This window comes from Ornithinibacillus halotolerans (assembly GCF_014637405.1).
Lineage (GTDB): Bacteria > Bacillota > Bacilli > Bacillales > Amphibacillaceae > Ornithinibacillus > Ornithinibacillus halotolerans.
Map to the genome: position 1 here is coordinate 73134 of NZ_BMEY01000004.1, position 16413 is coordinate 89546.

At 35.4% G+C, this 16413-nt stretch carries 16 protein-coding genes and 3 pseudogenes; 2 read left to right on the plus strand and 17 right to left on the minus strand.

What is annotated here, in order from left to right:
- Nucleotides 1-16: 16 nt before the first annotated feature.
- The 7 genes from spoIIIAB to IEV35_RS05010 all read right to left on the minus strand — a co-directional run bounded on the left by spoIIIAB (nt 17) and on the right by IEV35_RS05010 (nt 5607).
- The gene (spoIIIAB, locus tag IEV35_RS04980) at nt 17-529 is read right to left on the minus strand and encodes a stage III sporulation protein SpoIIIAB (RefSeq protein WP_188383606.1); all 513 of its coding nucleotides are present in this window, start codon (nt 527-529) and stop codon (nt 17-19) included.
- Entirely contained in the window at nt 465-1451 is a 987-nt protein-coding gene (spoIIIAA, locus tag IEV35_RS04985) for a stage III sporulation protein AA (protein WP_188383607.1), read from the minus strand. Before spoIIIAA ends, spoIIIAB begins: the two co-directional genes overlap by 65 nt.
- 177 nt (nt 1452-1628) lie before the next feature.
- Entirely contained in the window at nt 1629-2195 is a 567-nt protein-coding gene (locus IEV35_RS04990; protein WP_188383608.1) for a GNAT family N-acetyltransferase, read from the minus strand.
- A 31-nt stretch (nt 2196-2226) separates the two neighbouring features.
- Nucleotides 2227-3174, minus strand: a complete 948-nt coding sequence (locus IEV35_RS04995) for a hypothetical protein (RefSeq protein WP_188383609.1) — start codon at nt 3172-3174, stop codon at nt 2227-2229.
- A gap of 123 nt (nt 3175-3297) precedes the next feature.
- Nucleotides 3298-3855, minus strand: coding sequence for an elongation factor P (efp, locus tag IEV35_RS05000; RefSeq protein ID WP_188383610.1), 558 nt, complete (start codon nt 3853-3855; stop codon nt 3298-3300).
- 29 nt (nt 3856-3884) lie between these two features.
- Nucleotides 3885-4946: a M24 family metallopeptidase gene (locus tag IEV35_RS05005; protein WP_188383611.1), complete on the minus strand. Its 1062-nt coding sequence runs from the start codon at nt 4944-4946 to the stop codon at nt 3885-3887.
- Between the two features lie 145 nt (nt 4947-5091).
- Complete coding sequence (locus IEV35_RS05010) at nt 5092-5607, minus strand: YqhR family membrane protein (protein ID WP_188383612.1); 516 nt, start codon at nt 5605-5607, stop codon at nt 5092-5094.
- Nucleotides 5608-5820: 213 nt separating this feature from the next.
- Between IEV35_RS05010 and IEV35_RS05015 the strand changes: the two genes are divergently transcribed.
- Complete coding sequence (locus IEV35_RS05015; protein WP_229740656.1) at nt 5821-6177, plus strand: SA1362 family protein; 357 nt, start codon at nt 5821-5823, stop codon at nt 6175-6177.
- A gap of 22 nt (nt 6178-6199) precedes the next feature.
- On the opposite strand, the gene IEV35_RS05020 is transcribed toward IEV35_RS05015, so the two are convergent.
- The 8 genes and pseudogenes from IEV35_RS05020 to IEV35_RS05055 all read right to left on the minus strand — a co-directional run.
- Nucleotides 6200-7090 (minus strand): patatin-like phospholipase family protein, encoded by an 891-nt coding sequence (locus tag IEV35_RS05020; protein WP_188383614.1) that lies wholly within the window; start codon nt 7088-7090, stop codon nt 6200-6202.
- A 68-nt stretch (nt 7091-7158) separates the two neighbouring features.
- Nucleotides 7159-7587 carry a transcriptional regulator MntR gene (gene mntR / locus IEV35_RS05025; RefSeq protein ID WP_188383615.1) on the minus strand — a complete coding sequence of 143 codons (429 nt, stop codon included), beginning with the start codon at nt 7585-7587 and terminating at the stop codon, nt 7159-7161.
- Nucleotides 7588-7679: 92 nt separating this feature from the next.
- Entirely contained in the window at nt 7680-7862 is a 183-nt protein-coding gene (locus IEV35_RS05030; protein WP_188383616.1) for a hypothetical protein, read from the minus strand.
- Nucleotides 7863-7900: 38 nt separating this feature from the next.
- Nucleotides 7901-8431, minus strand: coding sequence for an AAA family ATPase (locus IEV35_RS05035; RefSeq protein WP_188383617.1), 531 nt, complete (start codon nt 8429-8431; stop codon nt 7901-7903).
- Between the two features lie 81 nt (nt 8432-8512).
- Nucleotides 8513-9118 (minus strand): annotated as a pseudogene (locus tag IEV35_RS05040) (ribonucleotide reductase barrel domain-containing protein); the annotation flags it as partial.
- A 254-nt stretch (nt 9119-9372) separates the two neighbouring features.
- Nucleotides 9373-9927 (minus strand): annotated as a pseudogene (locus tag IEV35_RS05045) (ribonucleotide reductase barrel domain-containing protein); the annotation flags it as partial.
- Between the two features lie 60 nt (nt 9928-9987).
- Nucleotides 9988-10923, minus strand: a complete 936-nt coding sequence (locus tag IEV35_RS05050) for a PDDEXK family nuclease (protein WP_188383618.1) — start codon at nt 10921-10923, stop codon at nt 9988-9990.
- A gap of 225 nt (nt 10924-11148) precedes the next feature.
- Nucleotides 11149-12588, minus strand: a pseudogene (locus IEV35_RS05055) (vitamin B12-dependent ribonucleotide reductase); the annotation flags it as partial.
- A gap of 383 nt (nt 12589-12971) precedes the next feature.
- Between IEV35_RS05055 and IEV35_RS05060 the strand changes: the two are divergent.
- The gene (locus IEV35_RS05060; RefSeq protein ID WP_188383620.1) at nt 12972-13343 is read left to right on the plus strand and encodes a rhodanese-like domain-containing protein; all 372 of its coding nucleotides are present in this window, start codon (nt 12972-12974) and stop codon (nt 13341-13343) included.
- Nucleotides 13344-13598: 255 nt separating this feature from the next.
- Here the strand turns inward: IEV35_RS05060 and gcvPB are convergent, their stop codons facing one another.
- A complete protein-coding gene (gcvPB, locus tag IEV35_RS05065) occupies nt 13599-15059 on the minus strand; it encodes an aminomethyl-transferring glycine dehydrogenase subunit GcvPB (RefSeq protein WP_188383621.1) in 1461 nt (486 codons plus the stop codon).
- Complete coding sequence (gene gcvPA / locus IEV35_RS05070) at nt 15052-16401, minus strand: aminomethyl-transferring glycine dehydrogenase subunit GcvPA (RefSeq protein WP_188383622.1); 1350 nt, start codon at nt 16399-16401, stop codon at nt 15052-15054. Before gcvPA ends, gcvPB begins: the two co-directional genes overlap by 8 nt.
- Between the last annotated feature and the right edge of the window lie 12 nt (nt 16402-16413).

Here is a 16413-nt window from a genome sequence, read left to right on the forward strand (position 1 = left end):
GTGCGCCCCTTCCTTCTTAAATAAGCAACAAAACGATAAACAAGCCGGTTAAGAACCCTAAACTTTTAGCCATTTTCCCATACCTATCTTGTTCGTCCCTTGCATCTTGTAATTCTCTTTCTAAATGTTTAATCGTAAGTTGGATATGTTTTTGTTGTTGAAAGAAATCATGTTGACCAAGTGTTCTTCCAAACTGTAGTAGTATTTCTTTTTCATTAACACTTAAGCTAGATTCTTCAATATATGTTGAAACACATTTTTCCCATAGCTCATCAAAGTCACTACTCGATTGTTTCATATCATCAGCAACCATTTGAAAAAAATTAGCACACGGTTTTGGAATTTGTTTCGCAATTGTAGTAAAAGCATCATGTAGTGGTAATTGACTATACGTAATTTCTGCTTCTAACACTTGTAACGCATTAATTAACTGACGGATATGTTTGGGACGTCTCGTTAATTTGCTACTCCACTCGAATCCGAGCCATGTCGTTGCGCCTATGAAGAGAAGTGCTCCTATCCATTTCATCAGAGAAAGCCCCCCGACTTTTATACATATTTACTTCATGTTCATCAAAAATAGAATCAATTGTCCCTGGAGAATTTTGTCCTTTCAAAATGACAATCCGCTGAAACATTTTTTTCTCTAAAAGAGGTTGAATAGCTGTTCGGTTCTTTAACTCTTCTAAAGATTGACCATGGATTGTACAAATGATAGTCACCCCCGCGTTGATGGCATTAATAAGTGCATGTACATCTTTGTCACTGCCAATTTCATCTACAACGAGTATCTCCGGAGACATAGACCTAATCATCATCATCATACCTTCTGCCTTTGGACATGCGTCTAACACATCTGTACGCTTTCCTAAATCATGTTGTGGAACACCTTTTAACGAAGCTGCAATTTCAGAACGTTCATCAACTACACCAACTTTTTTGGGTGGAACATGATTCCAACCAGAAGAAATAATTCGAATAACATCTCGGATGAGCGTTGTTTTTCCTGATTGAGGAGGACCTACAAACAAAGTGTTTAGAAATCTCTGGTTATACAAGTGTGGAATTACTTTCGAAGCAACTCCAATTTTTTGTTTAGCAATTCTTATATTTAAGAACGTAATATATTGAATTGCTTTCACTGATCCATTTAACGTGTTCACTTTTCCAGCAAGTCCAACACGATGCCCACCTTCAATGGTGACATACCCTTCTCTTAGTTCATCTTCCATTCGATATAAAGAAAACTCACTTAACTGGTTGATGATAAACATACTATCCTTTTTATTTGGTCTTGCTCCTGTGATCCACTCTAATCCTTCATCAAAAATTAGTTCTATTGGTTGATTTAAGCGGACTCTGATTTCTTGGAGCTTGTCCCATCTGTTATTTAGTTTCTGTATAATGGCTGGTTGAATTTGTTTAGGAAATAAACGTAGGATCTCCTCCATAGCATGTCCTCACTTTATTCAGTATTTATAATTTGATTTTCTATAAGTAAATGTATGTGCTAATGAGGATTTTATGACAGATAGAGGGAAATAGTAGAGTTAATATTTTGTGTGGTAGAGTTGTAGTTGGAGCAAAAGAAAAAACAGTCTGTTCTTTGTGACAGACTGTTTTAAAAATTAACTATTGGACTTATAATTAAGTTTTTCATGAGATTTTAAGAAATATTCCTCTTGTAAAATCCCCATATGGATGATGTCGTGCCATTTGCCATTGCGGAATAGGGCTTCTCGACTTATTCCTTCTTCAATAAACCCAATTCGTTTATATAGGTTCACTGCTCGTTGATTAAAAGAAAATACTCGTAAAGAAATACGATGGAGATTTAACTCAAGAAAACCAAAATCTAGTAATAATGACAACGCCTCCTGACCATATCCTTTTCCCCAGTAATCTTTTTCACCAATATCGATAATACATTCGGCATTTCTATTTTTTGTATCCATATGGATTAAGGAAGTAATACCAATTTTCTTTTGGGCGTCTTTATCCACAATCATATAGCTTTTGGAAGTGCTTGACCCAACAATGATATCCTCAAAAAATTGTCTTTTTTCTTCTAATGTATATATATCGATGGCTGGACTAGTAGAAGACATAACTTCCAAGTTATTTCTCCATGAATGATATAATTCGACATCCTCTTTATCAACTTTTAACAGTTTAATTCTACTGGATTCGAACATGTCAACCTCCTAAATCTTGCTATGGTGTTCACTACTTAAATTCCAATCGACCAAATGCTTCCAGTTTCTTATATCTTTCGACAGCAAGAATTCCTTGCCAATAAATACTTGCCTTTTCAAATGCTTCAGGAAACATTCCCCATTCCCATGAAATATTCCAAACTCCTTCTTCAGACATCTTCTCTATATAAAAATCTAAGTTTTTCTCTAATAAATTACCTAATCGTTCACATAAAGGATTATCTGGACTATCGATAAAATCTAGTGGCAGCGGTACATATCCCGAATCCCAGCTACTCGTATCTTTATTTATACAGTGAAAAGCTAGCTCCTCTACTTTATTTAATATGATTTGATAGGAATGACCAGTTTCTGTTTCTAATAAAGATTGATGAGATTCTATAATAGTAACGAATGCTTGAAAATTATTAATTTCATGTTTGTCCATTTCCTTTTGCTCCATTAAATAAGAAACAGCTTGTTTAATAGAATCCCAACCAATAGTTGCGGCAATGCTTTCTGGTTCTGACCAATGAATAAGAAATGCTGCTAATTCAATACTTGGATTAAAAGACCAATTCTCTTCAGCACCTTCTTCCCAATGCCACCAAGGTGCATGAGGAGCATCATTAATTTCCGGTATAACTGATAGCCACTTTCCAGTTTCTCGGTTGTAATGCTCGATGAGATAATCAATCATTTGTTGGACCATTGGCTCATTTTTATCTGCATCTATTTCGAAGAGAATCTGTCCAGCAGCCCATGTAGCCATCGGAGAAGATACAGGTGTCCAAAAGTCTGGCTCAATTCCATTCCCAAATCCTCCGTCACTATTTTGATAGACTTTTAGCTCCTCTAACACTTTTTCCTTTTCGCCATTTGCATAGAAATATTTAAATCTTGCCCTTTCCAATTGACGACAATGATTGTCTAAATAAGCTTTTGTTTTATGTAAATCTGCTTTTAATAGCTTTTTCAATGTTTACCCTCCTTATATTTTATCTATTTGTATTCTATCACAATTATTTTCAATAGATTGATAATTACAAACAAAAAAGATGACCATCTATTTTTTAGACGGTCATCTTTATAATATGAGATATTAGCCTCTAGAAACGTATTTTCCATCAGAAGTATTAATTACTAATTTATCGCCAACGTTTACGAAAAATGGCACTTGAACAACAAGACCTGTTTCTAATGTTGCAGGTTTAGATCCACCACTTGCCGTATCCCCTTTAATACCAGGTTCTGTTTCCACTACTTCAAGTGTAACGTTGTTTGGTAAGTCAATACCTAAGATTTCACCTTGATACTGAATCATTTGAACTTCCATGTTTTCTTTAATGAATTTAAGTTCATACTCAATTTGTGTAGAAGTTAGTTCAATTTGCTCATAAGAAGCAGTATCCATAAATGCATGGGAATCACCAGATGCATATAGATATTGCATTTTTTTATGCTCAATATGTGCTTTTCCTACTTTTTCACCAGCACGGAACGTTTTTTCTTGAATATTTCCGTTACGAAGATTACGTAATTTTGAACGTACAAAAGCTGCACCTTTACCAGGCTTTACGTGTTGGAAGTCAACAACTTGATATAGGTCATTGTCAATTTCAATCGTTAAACCTGTTTTAAAATCGTTTACTGAAATCATAAATATCCTCCTTAAATAACCAAACGAACTTAAAGTTGAATAAGTTCTTTCGTAGATGTTGTTAGTCGTTCATTTCCTGTTTCTGTAATAACAATATCGTCCTCAATTCGGCATCCACCTACATTAGGAATGTAAATACCAGGCTCTACTGTTACGACCATTCCAGGTTCTAGTTTGACATCGCTGCGGAAGGAAAGTCCTGGACCTTCATGAACTTCTAAACCAATTCCATGTCCTGTAGAATGGCCAAAATATTCACCATAGCCTTGTTCTTTAATATAATCTCTTGTTAAAGCGTCCGCTTCTATTCCAGTCATTCCAGGCTTAATTCCATTAACACCACGTAGCTGTGCCTCAAGAACAGTATTATAAATGTTCTTTAGCTCATCACTAATTTCGCCAACAGCTACAGTCCTTGTAATATCCGAAACATAGCCATCATATAGTGCTCCATAGTCCAGTGTTACTAATTCACCAGCTTGAATTTCTTTCGTAGATGCAACTCCATGCGGCATCGCAGAACGAAAACCAGATGCCACGATAATATCAAAACTAGACTGTGTTGCACCTTGTTTACGCATAAAGAATTCAAGTTCATTTGCAACTTCAATTTCTTTTACACCTGGCTTAATTACCCCAAGAATATGCTCATAAGCTGCATCAGCAATTTGCGCTGCTTTCTTTAGTGTAGCTAGTTCCTCTGGAGTTTTAACTAGACGAATTTGCTCAATGATATCACTCGTTGGAACTAACTCTGCGTCCAGTAAACTGTTATATCGATCATATGTAGCATATGTGAGGTGGTTTTTCTCAAATCCTAATCGTTTAACATGTAGGCGTTCTAATTGCGCTTTCACTTCTTCTTCGATTAGTGATTTATGTTCTATAACTGTGAAACCTTTAGCTTGTTCACTTGCTTGTTCCGTATAACGGAAGTCTGTAATAAAAATTGCTTCTTCCTTACTAACAAGTACAACACCTGCAGTACCAGTAAATCCGGTAACATATCTACGGTTAATTGGGCTGGCAATCAGTAGTGCATCAAGGTTTAATCCTTCAAGTGACTTTCTAATTTTATTCAACTTTTCCATCTCTTCATCCCTTCCTCACTTTTTTATGGCTATGTAGCTTCCTTTACTTTTGTATATAATGGAATCTATTACGACTTTATCAGTTTACCATAAATAGACAAGTTTGAATATTGATTTAGTAGAAGAGAAGGAAAGTAGGTCTTGATTATGCCTTTTTTGGTTCTTTATTAGAGACATTAAGAACTGTATCATGATAATCAAAGGAGATAGAATAACCTATAAAAGTACCATAAAGTATATATAAACAAATGGTAGATACGATTGTTTTCAATTCCATCTCTGATAAATTCGGTATATTAGCAAATATAGGTTGCAACACAAAAAATACAATGGCCCATAATATGAGTCCGTAAACGATACCGCCCCATAGAGAGGAAGCCTTTTTAAACACACCATAGTATATTAGTGCAACTCCAATGGATATTATTCCGATTAGAATAATTGTTAATAAGTCACCTAACCATGAGTCTGTCCATCCTGCCGTTGTCCATGAACGTAAGATGAATGATTTTGCAGATACTTCCATAAAATTAAAATAATACATAAACCACCCAATTAGACTTGCTAGAATTCCTCCAACGAAGCCCGTTAATAATGATCTACCTAGAAATGTAGATGAATCTTCGGGTTTATTTTGCTCTAATTTCTGATTATCCAACATATCCACCTCCACGTTTAGTATTACCCACCTATTGAAAATGAATTACACAATGTTATATATAAATAATAAAAGTATTTGAATATTTTCAGTTTGAAAGGAAACAATTATACTAATAATAGAGAATGAATATCTATTAGATTTTTAATCTCAATGATAATTAATAAGAATACATAAGAAAATGAAAGGAAGATACCTATGGGCAACAGTCGTTTTATGAAGTTTATTATATATGGAATTATCGGTCTAGCTGCTGTTGGGTTAGTAATGCAATTATTAACGAACACAACTGGTTTTCTATCAAATATTTTTATGACAGTTATCATCGGTTTAGCAATTTTTGGTCTGTTTTATTACTTTGTTTTAGGTGGAAGAAATCGTTCATCCGATGTTAAAAAATATAAACAAGCGGTTAAACAGTCGAAATCAAAATATGCACAGTATCAAAATACTTCTACAGCTAGAAAACCGAAACAACCAAATCCAATCAAGAAAAAGGCAAGTAAACGTCCTTCCCATTTAAGAGTTATTGATGGAAATAAATCAAAAAACAAAAAGCGAGTTTCCAATTAAAGAAACTCGCTTTATTTTTATATTAAGTTGACCAATACTTTAAGAACTTTTCTGCACGCTGCCTACCAGTATTAATTAACTCTTGTTTCACTTTCTCGTCAATCATGAAGTTTGTTGTTTGTACGCCTTTAACGGGAATAAAAATAATATTTGCTTTTTCAGATGTGGAGATATATCTTGCATCATGGGCCTGTTTCATTGTAGAAAATAGTGCATGAAGCATATCAAGTGCATTTTTAATCTTTTTTGGACTGGTTTCACTTGGGGAATCACTAAGCTTTAAACCGAGAATTGGTCTCAATCGTTTATTTGTCTCATCTTCAAATACCCAGAGTGGAAAGTTACTTAACAACCCTCCATCAACAATTAAACTCTTTCCTCTTTTTTTCCCATAAATCTTACTTGGCATAAAGAAATAAGGAAATCCTGAACTCATTCTAACCGCTTTAGCTACCGGGAAATTCTCAGGCTTTATCCCATAAACTCTCTCTAAATCATCTGGGATAACAACTAGTTTCCCTAATGAAAGATCACTAACTACGACTTTAAGATATCCTTCCGTCACATCTGCAAATGTATATATATTACGATGTGCTAGTTGTCGATAGACCCACTGTTCAAACTTATCTCCTTTATTTAACCCCATTTGAAAATATAAGAAAAACCATTTACTTCCTGGGAGGATTTTTGTTAGCATTGGAGGATCTAATAATTGTGTTAGGTCTAGTTCATCTAAGATATTCTTTAGTTCATCTACACGATATCCTGCCGCAATTAATGCAGCTACTATTGAACCAGCAGATGTCCCTGCGACACGTTCAAACTGTAGGTTTTTCTTCTCAATAATTTCTAGGGCACCAATAAATGCATAAGCTTTTACACCACCACCAGAGAAGACACCATCTATTTTCATAGAATATCCCCTTATCGCTTTTTTATATATGTAAGCGATCGTTTGGTGGTTTAGAACAATGTCCTTTTTTATTTGGTATTATTTTTTTTCCTCAGTTGGATTTCTTTTAGATCGTCTAAACGTTTCTTGTCTTCTTTGAAATAAGTTACTAAATCACCTAATCTATCAATTGAATTCCAACTTAGATGGTGTTCAATTCCCTCAACATCATTATAAATATTCTCTTCTTTCACACCAATAATTTCTAGAAATTCTTCTAATAATTCATGACGAAAAACCAACCGTTCTCCTACTTTATTTCCTTTTTCAGTTAAAATAAAGCCTCGATATTTCTCATAAAGAACATATTCTCCTTTATCTAACTTCTGCACCATCTTAGTTACAGAAGATGGATGTACCTCTAGTGATTCAGCAATATCAGAGACCCTTGCATATCCTTTTGATTCAATTAGATTGTATATAATTTCTATATAGTCCTCCATACTAGGTGTAGGCATGTTGTTCTCCTCATTTCATAGAATAATTTTTTATCAAAGGCAAAATTGTTTCTATATCGAGGATACCGAAAAAAGTATTTTGATACAAGCTTTTAGGTAAAATCGAACAATCTCCATAAACCACGAAAAACCCAGAACACTAGTCGGAATGGTAAAATGATTAACTCCGGAATCCAAAATAAAACATCCATGATAAAATCACCAAAAGTATATTTCTCACCATGTTTTCGATGCTTTCGAGTCCGCTCTTTCTTATTCTCCCACCAATTATTCATAGTTCTCATCTCTCCTAAAGTTATATAGTTTCTATACGTTATAGAGAATTAATTTGTTTCATTATTTCTTCAACAACTTGGTGAGACGACTTTTGATCTGTATTTATTTTAATTTGAAATATATCATCTTGAAATGCCTCAAGACATCTGTCTGTTTGTTGGAAACACCAATTTCCTGCTTCCTCTCCTCTTTTTAATAACCGATTATGTATAGTGGATTTATTGGCAATTAGGCAAAAATGAAAAGTATTTGGATCACATTCTTTTATACCATTTATGATGTATGATAAATATTCTTTCTTATAGATTGTCATTGGTATGATTAAATTTTTCTCATAGGTTGTTATTAATTCTTTCGCTACTGTAACTACTAGCCGTTTCCAAGGTAGTAGGTCCTGGAAATTGTCAGTATGCTCCTCCTGTTTCTTCATATCATCAGTGATGATGTTACGAAGCATATAGCCTACTTCTTCAGGGTCATAGAGTATACTGTTATCTACTTTTGTGAGTAGTTCATTGGCAATGGTTGTTTTCCCTACTCCGTAAGCACCATTTAATAAAATAATCATGAAACATTCCCCTTTAATTTTAAGTAAAAAAGACTACCAAGTATCTCTCTTCATTTGGTAGTCTTTTGATTCGTTATAAGTTTATAAACCACATTTCAATTGCGCACCACAGCTCGTACATGTGTTACATCCGCCAATGTCTTCGACAGAACCTTCTCGACAAACCGGGCAAGTGTCTCCTACTTCTGACCCAATCGTTACATCAGTTGAATTCAACTCTTGAATCGTGTCCATTAAGACAACTTTTTTCGGTTCTTCTACATTCTCGAATAATTCAGTTTGTTCGAAAGTGTTTTCTTCTGCTTTTAATGTTAGTACTTGAGAGTCACGGCTTCCATCCACATATACCGTACCACCTTTTGCACCACCACGGTATAATCGACGGTATACACTTTCTACTTGTTCAACAGTATATCCTTTTGGAGCGTTCACTGTTTTGGATATTGAGCTATCTACCCAACGTTGAATCACACATTGTGTATCTGCATGAGCTTCTGGAGATAATTCCATAGCTGTTACAAACCAGTTTGGTAAGTTGTTCTCATCCGCTTCAGGATTTGCTTCTAAATATTCTTGTACGATATCTGCTTTTACTTCGATAAATTTACCTAATCTTCCACTTCTGAAGTAGGAGAAGGAGAAGTAAGGTTCGAGACCTGTTGATACGCCAACCATTGTTCCTGTGCTCATATTTGTTACTCTCTATTTCTAGAGGGCGGGGTTATTAGTACCCGCTCCATATATCGCTATATGGATCAGACTATATCATCAACCATATTTTATGGTGCTCGGCATGTAGTCGTTGAGGGGTCAGCCATGACTTCCCTGCGAATTGTCTGGTAGGCATATATAGCCAACACTTTTGCATTTTTACCTTTATCAAATAGCTGGCAAAGCTAGGTAGCAAAAGATACGCCAGAGTTTCCCGCATATAGCCAAGTTTACGCTACATTTTTACAAATGTAGGGGGCAACGCGTTTACCCGTAGGTGCAACAGTTAGCAAGTGAGAATTACGAATACCATATTTCAGAATATCTTCTCGAATATCTTCAGGCATTCCTCTCATATAACCTGTATCAATAAATGCTTCACGTAATTGTTTCGTTTCTTCATCTGTTTCCCCTACTAAGAATGGGAAGCTTCCCTTTTCTTTTGCAAGTTCAATAGATTCACGATAAGCAGTCGTCGCAATCGTTTCAAAAATTTGGTCAACTAATTCATTACCTTCATTTGATCCATATTCTGTTTCACAATAGATGAGAAGATCATGAAGTCCCATTACACCAAGTCCAATACGACGCTCTCCTAATGCTTGTTTCTTATTTTCTTCTAAGAAATATGGAGTCGCATCAATAACATTATCCTGCATGCGGACACCAGTTTTCACAGTTTGTTCTAACTTCTCAAAATCAACTGTTTTTGTTTCTTTATTCGCCATTTCACCAAGATTTACTGCTGCAAGGTTGCAGACAGAATATGGTGCAAGTGGTTGTTCCGATTTTGTTATCCTACCGGCTTTTTATCCAATAGTTCTTACAGTTGAATTCCTGTAAGTTCAGCATACATTTTCATTACACACTTTTTTCATGAATTTTAGCAATTCTTTTCTACCGCAGTCCTTACCAAACACAGCTTTAGAGATAACTCTCATATCCTTTACACCATATAATTCTTCTATCTTATTTATTAATGGCGCTAAACTTGAACTAATTCTATTATACGGAATTGAGAGCACTAATTCTCTATTAGAAACTGACCACTTAATAATAAATTTCTTAATATTAATATGGATATCATTTCTTTGAATCACATATGCTTGGGTTGCTTTTCTGATTGCAGAATTACCAGAACAAGTACGACTACAATATTTTTTTGTTGAAGTTCTAATAACAATATATTTGCTATTACATTCTATACAAGTTCTCTCTTCTCTTGGAATCTTTATCTTACCTTTTTGTGATAGACCAGAATTTCTAAGTCCCTCAACCATTCTTTGCTTTGAAAGACTATTTGACTGCCATAACTTTTTTGTATGATTTCCAATAATTCTTTTTGTTTCTTCACTGTGAACCATATTATAATGGCCATTTAGTTTTCCAAAAGCAGCTTTGTTAATAGTAGTACTGTTAGAATTTATCCACTCATTTATTGTTGCTGTGAGGGAGAATGGAAGCTTCTTATATATTTCTAATAGTTCCTCATAAGAAACTAATTCGCAATCTATATTGTATCTTTTCGAGATAATTTCCAAAGCATTTAATGCTTTTGCTTTTTCATTTCTATTTCTAGATTTTACCTCTACAATTTTTGTTAGATTACCATTTTCATCATACAAGAAAAAGTCTGGCTTATATAATTTATAGCCAATATCATAGACCTCTGATTCATAACTCCAAGAGATTTTCTTAAAATCAAGATACCTTGCATAGGCATATTCATATGAACTTCTCAAATAGTGTTCTTTGTAGTAACCGGCATATCCTCTATTCATCAAATACTCAATCCTTTGTTATAATTATAGAATTGTAGTAGTTGCGATTAGTGCAATTAGTGTGTAATGTTGCGGCCTCTTGGATGGATTATATTCTCATGTAAAGAGTTTCACCATCTATGCGTTGCCCCTGACTAGAATATTACTTCTAGCCTTCGGTTCGGATTAGCATCTCAGCCTTCCCGCTTCATTCCGCAATTTTTAACGTGAGGCAAACTAAGCCACTTTACCACACGGATTTGTTGCTACAACTTGTTGACCGTACGCTTTAGCGTTTGTCATTTCATTTGCATTGTCAATAAAGAAAATTCCTGGCTCTGCTGAATACGTAGCACAAATGTTAATTAAATTCCAAAGCTCTTTTGCCTTAATTCGTCGATATACACGGACACCGTAGCCCATTTCTTCCCATTTACGTACATCGCCAACATTGTGCCAGTTTTCATTATAAGCTTTCATTTCTTCTTCGTTGTAATTCTCCACATCTGGGAATTTCAATTCATACCATGTATCATTTTCAACTGCTTCCATGAAATCTTTTGTAATACATACAGAAATATTAGCACCCGTTAGGAATTCAGGATTATGAACTGAATACGTTCCACCAGTTCTTAACTTATCTTCCGCTTCACGTAGTACTTGATTTGTAAATCCACCTTGTCCAGGAATATTTTTATAGTTTAATATTCCTTGGTATAAGTCAACTTCAGTATCGGTTAAAGGAGTAAATTTTAATTTTTCTTGCGCTAACTTCTTAATTTGTTCATCCTCGGTATTCTCAATTAAAAACCTTAGGATCCTAGGATTTTGCATTTTAGAAATTATAAATTCGATTATGTCAGGGTGATTATCTACTAACATAATCATTTGTGCTCCTCTTCGCGATCCACCTTGCTCAACAAGGTGAGTCAATTTTGCAATATCATCTAACCAAGATACTGATCCAGATGATTTACCATTTACTCCTCTTGCTAGGGCATTACGTGGACGAAGGGTGGAACCATTCGTACCAACACCGCCACCTCTACTCATAATTTCCATAACTTGTTTCCGGTGCTCAGAGATTCCTTCACGAGAATCTTTAATATAAGGCATAACGTAACAATTAAAGTAAGTTACCTCGGTTTCTGAACCTGCACCATACAGTACCCGACCTGCTGGAATAAAGTTTAAGTTAGCAAGCTCATGGTAGTACTTGTCAACCCACTTTTCACGTAACTCTTCCGTGGGTTCTACACTTGCTAGACCAGTAGCATTACGCTTTGCAATCTGCTCATAGAACACTTCAAGAGGCTTATCAATACTATCTAATCCTCGTTTTACAATTCCTGTTTCTGCTTCTTCACCATCTAAAACAGAAACATAATCTGGTTCTACTTGTACTAGAGCTTCGTTATTAGCTTTATCAATAGATTTTATAAACCCTAAGCCCCTGGCTGGAAATTTTGGATCTGCTTTAACCGTTAAGACAACAAAATCCCCTTCTTTTAATGTCTTTTTCTCTGTATCTTTAAACGCGTATCGGTCTAACATGACCAACCTCGATACACCCTTATGTAGTAATTTCATATCTGGGGTGATTGGATGTACCTGTGGAAATTGCTTAATATCTTCGTTAAGCATGTCCACATTAATGTTAGTTCTTGATTCGACAGCCGTTGACATTTAATCTCTCCTTTAAATATAAATCTTTAAATCTACTAATAGATTTGTAAGCTAGTAATACCATACCATATTTAGGTAATGGATTTCAATATCTAGTGTGTAAATTTTAACACAAATACTACATATTGTGTTTTGAGCATATATGATTAATTTTGTCAAACATGATAAATAACAAAAACATAAGAAAAATAAAGATAATTAAAGATAACAATGTGAAAATCTACTAAATCTAACAAATTTTAAAATTGCACTAGAATATATAAATATGTTAGTGGACAACTTAAATATAGATATATAATCAATATGATAATAAATACTTTGAAAAAAATAGGGTTTCAGCCTATAATAGGATAGTACAAAGTGAAAGACGGGGGATTTATTAGATGGAATATCTATTATTAGCATTAATCATTTTAATCGTTATTTCTGTATTTCGTTTCTTCAGACAACGCAATTATTTAAAGACGCTTACCGAGGAGCAATTCCGAGAAGGCTATCGAAAAGCACAATTAATTGATGTGAGAGAGCCTCAAGAATTTAAAAACGGTCATATTCTTGGCGCTAGAAATATTCCAGTTACCCAAATGAAACAACGTTTAATTGAAATTCGTCCGGATAAACCAGTTTATCTTTATTGCCAAAGTGGAGCTCGTTCTGCTAGAGCAGCTCAACTACTTCATAAAAAGGGATACAAAGATATTAACCAATTAAAAGGCGGATTTAAGAAGTGGACTGGGAAAGTTAAAAGAGGATAATCTTCTTTATAAAAATAAAAGCGAACACATACACTTGTCCATAGTGCATATGTTCGCTTTTTTTATTTTCTGTGTTATTCAAAAAACTCTATAATGATGGATGAGAGCTTCCCATTCTTCATTTCCTACTTCATTCAGCTCCAAAATGATATAAGCGGTCTTCCCATTCTTCATTTCACCCATCCCCATAAAGCAATTTGATAAATACCAAAATAAAAACGCCAAAGGAGTCCACACCCCTTTGGCGTTCTAAATTTAAGCCTTCTTATATCGTAACACTGGTTTTCTTGCTGCAGTTGTCTCATCCATCCGCTTCACAATCGTATGATGTGGAGCTTCTTGGACAATTTCAGGATTGTTTTCTACTTCATCTGCAATTTGTAACATCGTATCAATGAAGCCATCCAAAGTTTCTTTTGATTCCGTCTCTGTCGGTTCGATCATCAATGCTTCCTCTACATTTAATGGGAAGTAGATGGTAGGCGGGTGATAATTAAAGTCTAACAGGCGTTTAGCGATATCTAGTGTACGTACACCTAGTTTTTTCTGTCTTCTACCCGAAAGAACAAATTCATGCTTACAGTGTTGTGTATATGGTAAATCATAAGCTTTCTCTAGCTTACGCATCATATAATTAGCATTTAGAACCGCATATTCACTTACCTTTTTCAGTCCTTCCGCTCCCATTGTACGAATATACGTATACGCACGAAGGTTAATGCCGAAGTTACCATAGTAAGGTTTCACTCTACCAATAGAGTCTGGGCGATCATAATCAAATGTATAGAAGTCATCTTCTTTAACAATAACAGGTTTTGGTAAGAATGGTTCTAATTCAGCGGAAACCCCAACTGGTCCAGAACCTGGTCCTCCCCCACCATGTGGTCCAGTGAATGTTTTATGCAAGTTCAAGTGAACGACGTCAAAGCCCATATCTCCTGGACGAGCATATCCCATAATTGCGTTTAAGTTGGCACCGTCGTAGTATAATTTCCCACCGACACCATGTACAATTTCTGCCATTTCAAGAATTTCTGTTTCAAAAAGACCTAGTGTATTTGGGTTAGTTAGCATTAATGCTGCTGTGTCATCACCAACAACACGTTTTAAGTCTTCTAAATCTACTAATCCATTTTCATTAGATTTTACTGTTACAGCTTCAAACCCGGCAACCGCTGCTGATGCTGGGTTTGTTCCATGTGCAGAGTCAGGAACGATAACTTTTGTACGCTGAAAATCACCGTTTGCTTCATGGAAGGCACGAATCATCATAAGCCCTGTCCATTCTCCATGTGCTCCAGCTGCTGATTGTAAGGAAACTGCTGCCATGCCTGTAATTTCTTTTAAAGACTCACCAAGGTCATACATCATTTCTAATGCCCCTTGGACAGTCTTTGGATCTTGTAATGGATGAATATGACTAAACCCATCCAAACGAGCAACATCTTCGTTAATCTTTGGATTGTATTTCATCGTACATGAACCGAGTGGATAGAATCCAGAATCTACTCCGTAGTTACGGTTAGATAGACCAGTATAATGGCGCATGATCTCTAGTTCACTTACTTCTGGTAGTTCTGGTGCTTCACTCCGCACATATGTGTCTGTTAATTCAGCGTCTAAATCCACTGCTGGAACATCAAGTTCTGGTAGATTATAACTCACTCTACCTTCTTTACTACGTTCAAATATTAATGGAAAGTCTTTATTACTCATGGATATCCCCCAATTCTTTTACAAAAGCATCAATTTCTTCTTTTGTACGAATTTCTGTAACAGCAATTAACATATGGCCTTCAAGTTCAGGGTAATATACAGCTAAATCATAGCCACCGATGATGCCTTTTTCTAATAATCTATCATTTGCTACTTTAACCGTAACTGGTAATTTCACAACAAATTCATTGAAAAATGCTCCATCTGAAAGCACTTCAAACCCAGCCTCTTCCAATTTCTTTTTAGCGTAACGTGCTTTTTGCATGTTCAATTCAGCCATTTTCTTTAGTCCATGTTTACCGATTGAACTCATTGCAACAGAACTAGCCAACGCATTTAGAGCCTGGTTCGAACATATATTAGATGTTGCTTTCTCGCGACGAATATGCTGCTCTCTAGCTTGTAAAGTTAATACAAAACCACGTACTCCATCTTCATCAACAGTTTGTCCCACTAATCGACCTGGTATTTTACGCATTAATTTTTCTGTTGTAGCGAAGTATCCACAATGTGGCCCACCAAATTGAGCAGGAATTCCAAAGACTTGTGTATCACCGACAACAATATCTGCACCAAATTCCCCAGGAGGTGTTAAATATCCTAATGCAAGTGGATTACTAGAAACTATAAACATCGTTTTCTTCTGTCCATCTAGTAATTCTCTAACTTCTTTTAATGGTTCCACTTGGCCAAAGAAGTTTGGATATTGGATTACAACACTTGCTGTATCTTCATCAAGTTCACGTGCTAATTGGTCTAAGTCTGTTCGACCGTCAACATGATCAATGTAGACGATTTCTAAATTTGGACCTTTCGCATATGTTTCAATTACTGCTTGGGACTCTGGATGAATAGCTTTAGAAACTAATACCTTCTTCTTTCTTGTTTGTGCTGCACTTAAATTAACTGCTTCAGCAAGTGATGTTCCCCCATCATACATGGACGAGTTTGCAACAGGCATACCAGTTAGTTCTGAAATCATCGTCTGGAACTCAAAAATTGCTTGTAATTCCCCTTGTGAAATTTCTGGTTGATATGGGGTATACGCTGTATAAAATTCTGAACGTGAAATGACATGATCGACAACTGATGGGATGAAGTGATCATATACCCCCGCCCCAAGGAACGATGTGTATTCTTGTAAGTTGTAGTTTTTCTTACTCATTCTAACAAGCTCTTTTTTCAATTCGATTTCGCTTGTAGGAGCTTTCAGATTCATTTCTCTTTTAAGTCGAACTTTATCTGGAATATCAGAAAATAACTCTTCCGTTGATTGGATACCAATCGCATCTAACATTTCTTTCTTATCTGTTTCTGTCATCGGTAAATAACGAAATTCCATTGTTGTTCCCTC

Bases quoted from the DNA above. Each gene is read 5' to 3' on its own strand.
- spoIIIAA (WP_188383607.1), bottom strand. From the start codon at position 1,451: ATGGAGGAGATCCTACGTTTATTTCCTAAACAAATTCAACCAGCCATT.
- spoIIIAB (WP_188383606.1), bottom strand. From the start codon at position 529: ATGAAATGGATAGGAGCACTTCTCTTCATAGGCGCAACGACATGGCTC.
- efp (WP_188383610.1), bottom strand. From the start codon at position 3,855: ATGATTTCAGTAAACGATTTTAAAACAGGTTTAACGATTGAAATTGAC.
- IEV35_RS05030 (WP_188383616.1), bottom strand. From the start codon at position 7,862: ATGAATAATTGGTGGGAGAATAAGAAAGAGCGGACTCGAAAGCATCGA.
- gcvPA (WP_188383622.1), bottom strand. From the start codon at position 16,401: ATGGAATTTCGTTATTTACCGATGACAGAAACAGATAAGAAAGAAATG.
- IEV35_RS05005 (WP_188383611.1), bottom strand. From the start codon at position 4,946: ATGGAAAAGTTGAATAAAATTAGAAAGTCACTTGAAGGATTAAACCTT.
- IEV35_RS05015 (WP_229740656.1), top strand. From the start codon at position 5,821: ATGAAGTTTATTATATATGGAATTATCGGTCTAGCTGCTGTTGGGTTA.
- IEV35_RS05050 (WP_188383618.1), bottom strand. From the start codon at position 10,923: ATGAATAGAGGATATGCCGGTTACTACAAAGAACACTATTTGAGAAGT.
- IEV35_RS05035 (WP_188383617.1), bottom strand. From the start codon at position 8,431: ATGATTATTTTATTAAATGGTGCTTACGGAGTAGGGAAAACAACCATT.
- IEV35_RS05060 (WP_188383620.1), top strand. From the start codon at position 12,972: ATGGAATATCTATTATTAGCATTAATCATTTTAATCGTTATTTCTGTA.
- IEV35_RS04990 (WP_188383608.1), bottom strand. From the start codon at position 2,195: ATGTTCGAATCCAGTAGAATTAAACTGTTAAAAGTTGATAAAGAGGAT.
- IEV35_RS05020 (WP_188383614.1), bottom strand. From the start codon at position 7,090: ATGAAAATAGATGGTGTCTTCTCTGGTGGTGGTGTAAAAGCTTATGCA.
- mntR (WP_188383615.1), bottom strand. From the start codon at position 7,587: ATGCCTACACCTAGTATGGAGGACTATATAGAAATTATATACAATCTA.
- IEV35_RS05010 (WP_188383612.1), bottom strand. From the start codon at position 5,607: ATGTTGGATAATCAGAAATTAGAGCAAAATAAACCCGAAGATTCATCT.
- gcvPB (WP_188383621.1), bottom strand. From the start codon at position 15,059: ATGAGTAATAAAGACTTTCCATTAATATTTGAACGTAGTAAAGAAGGT.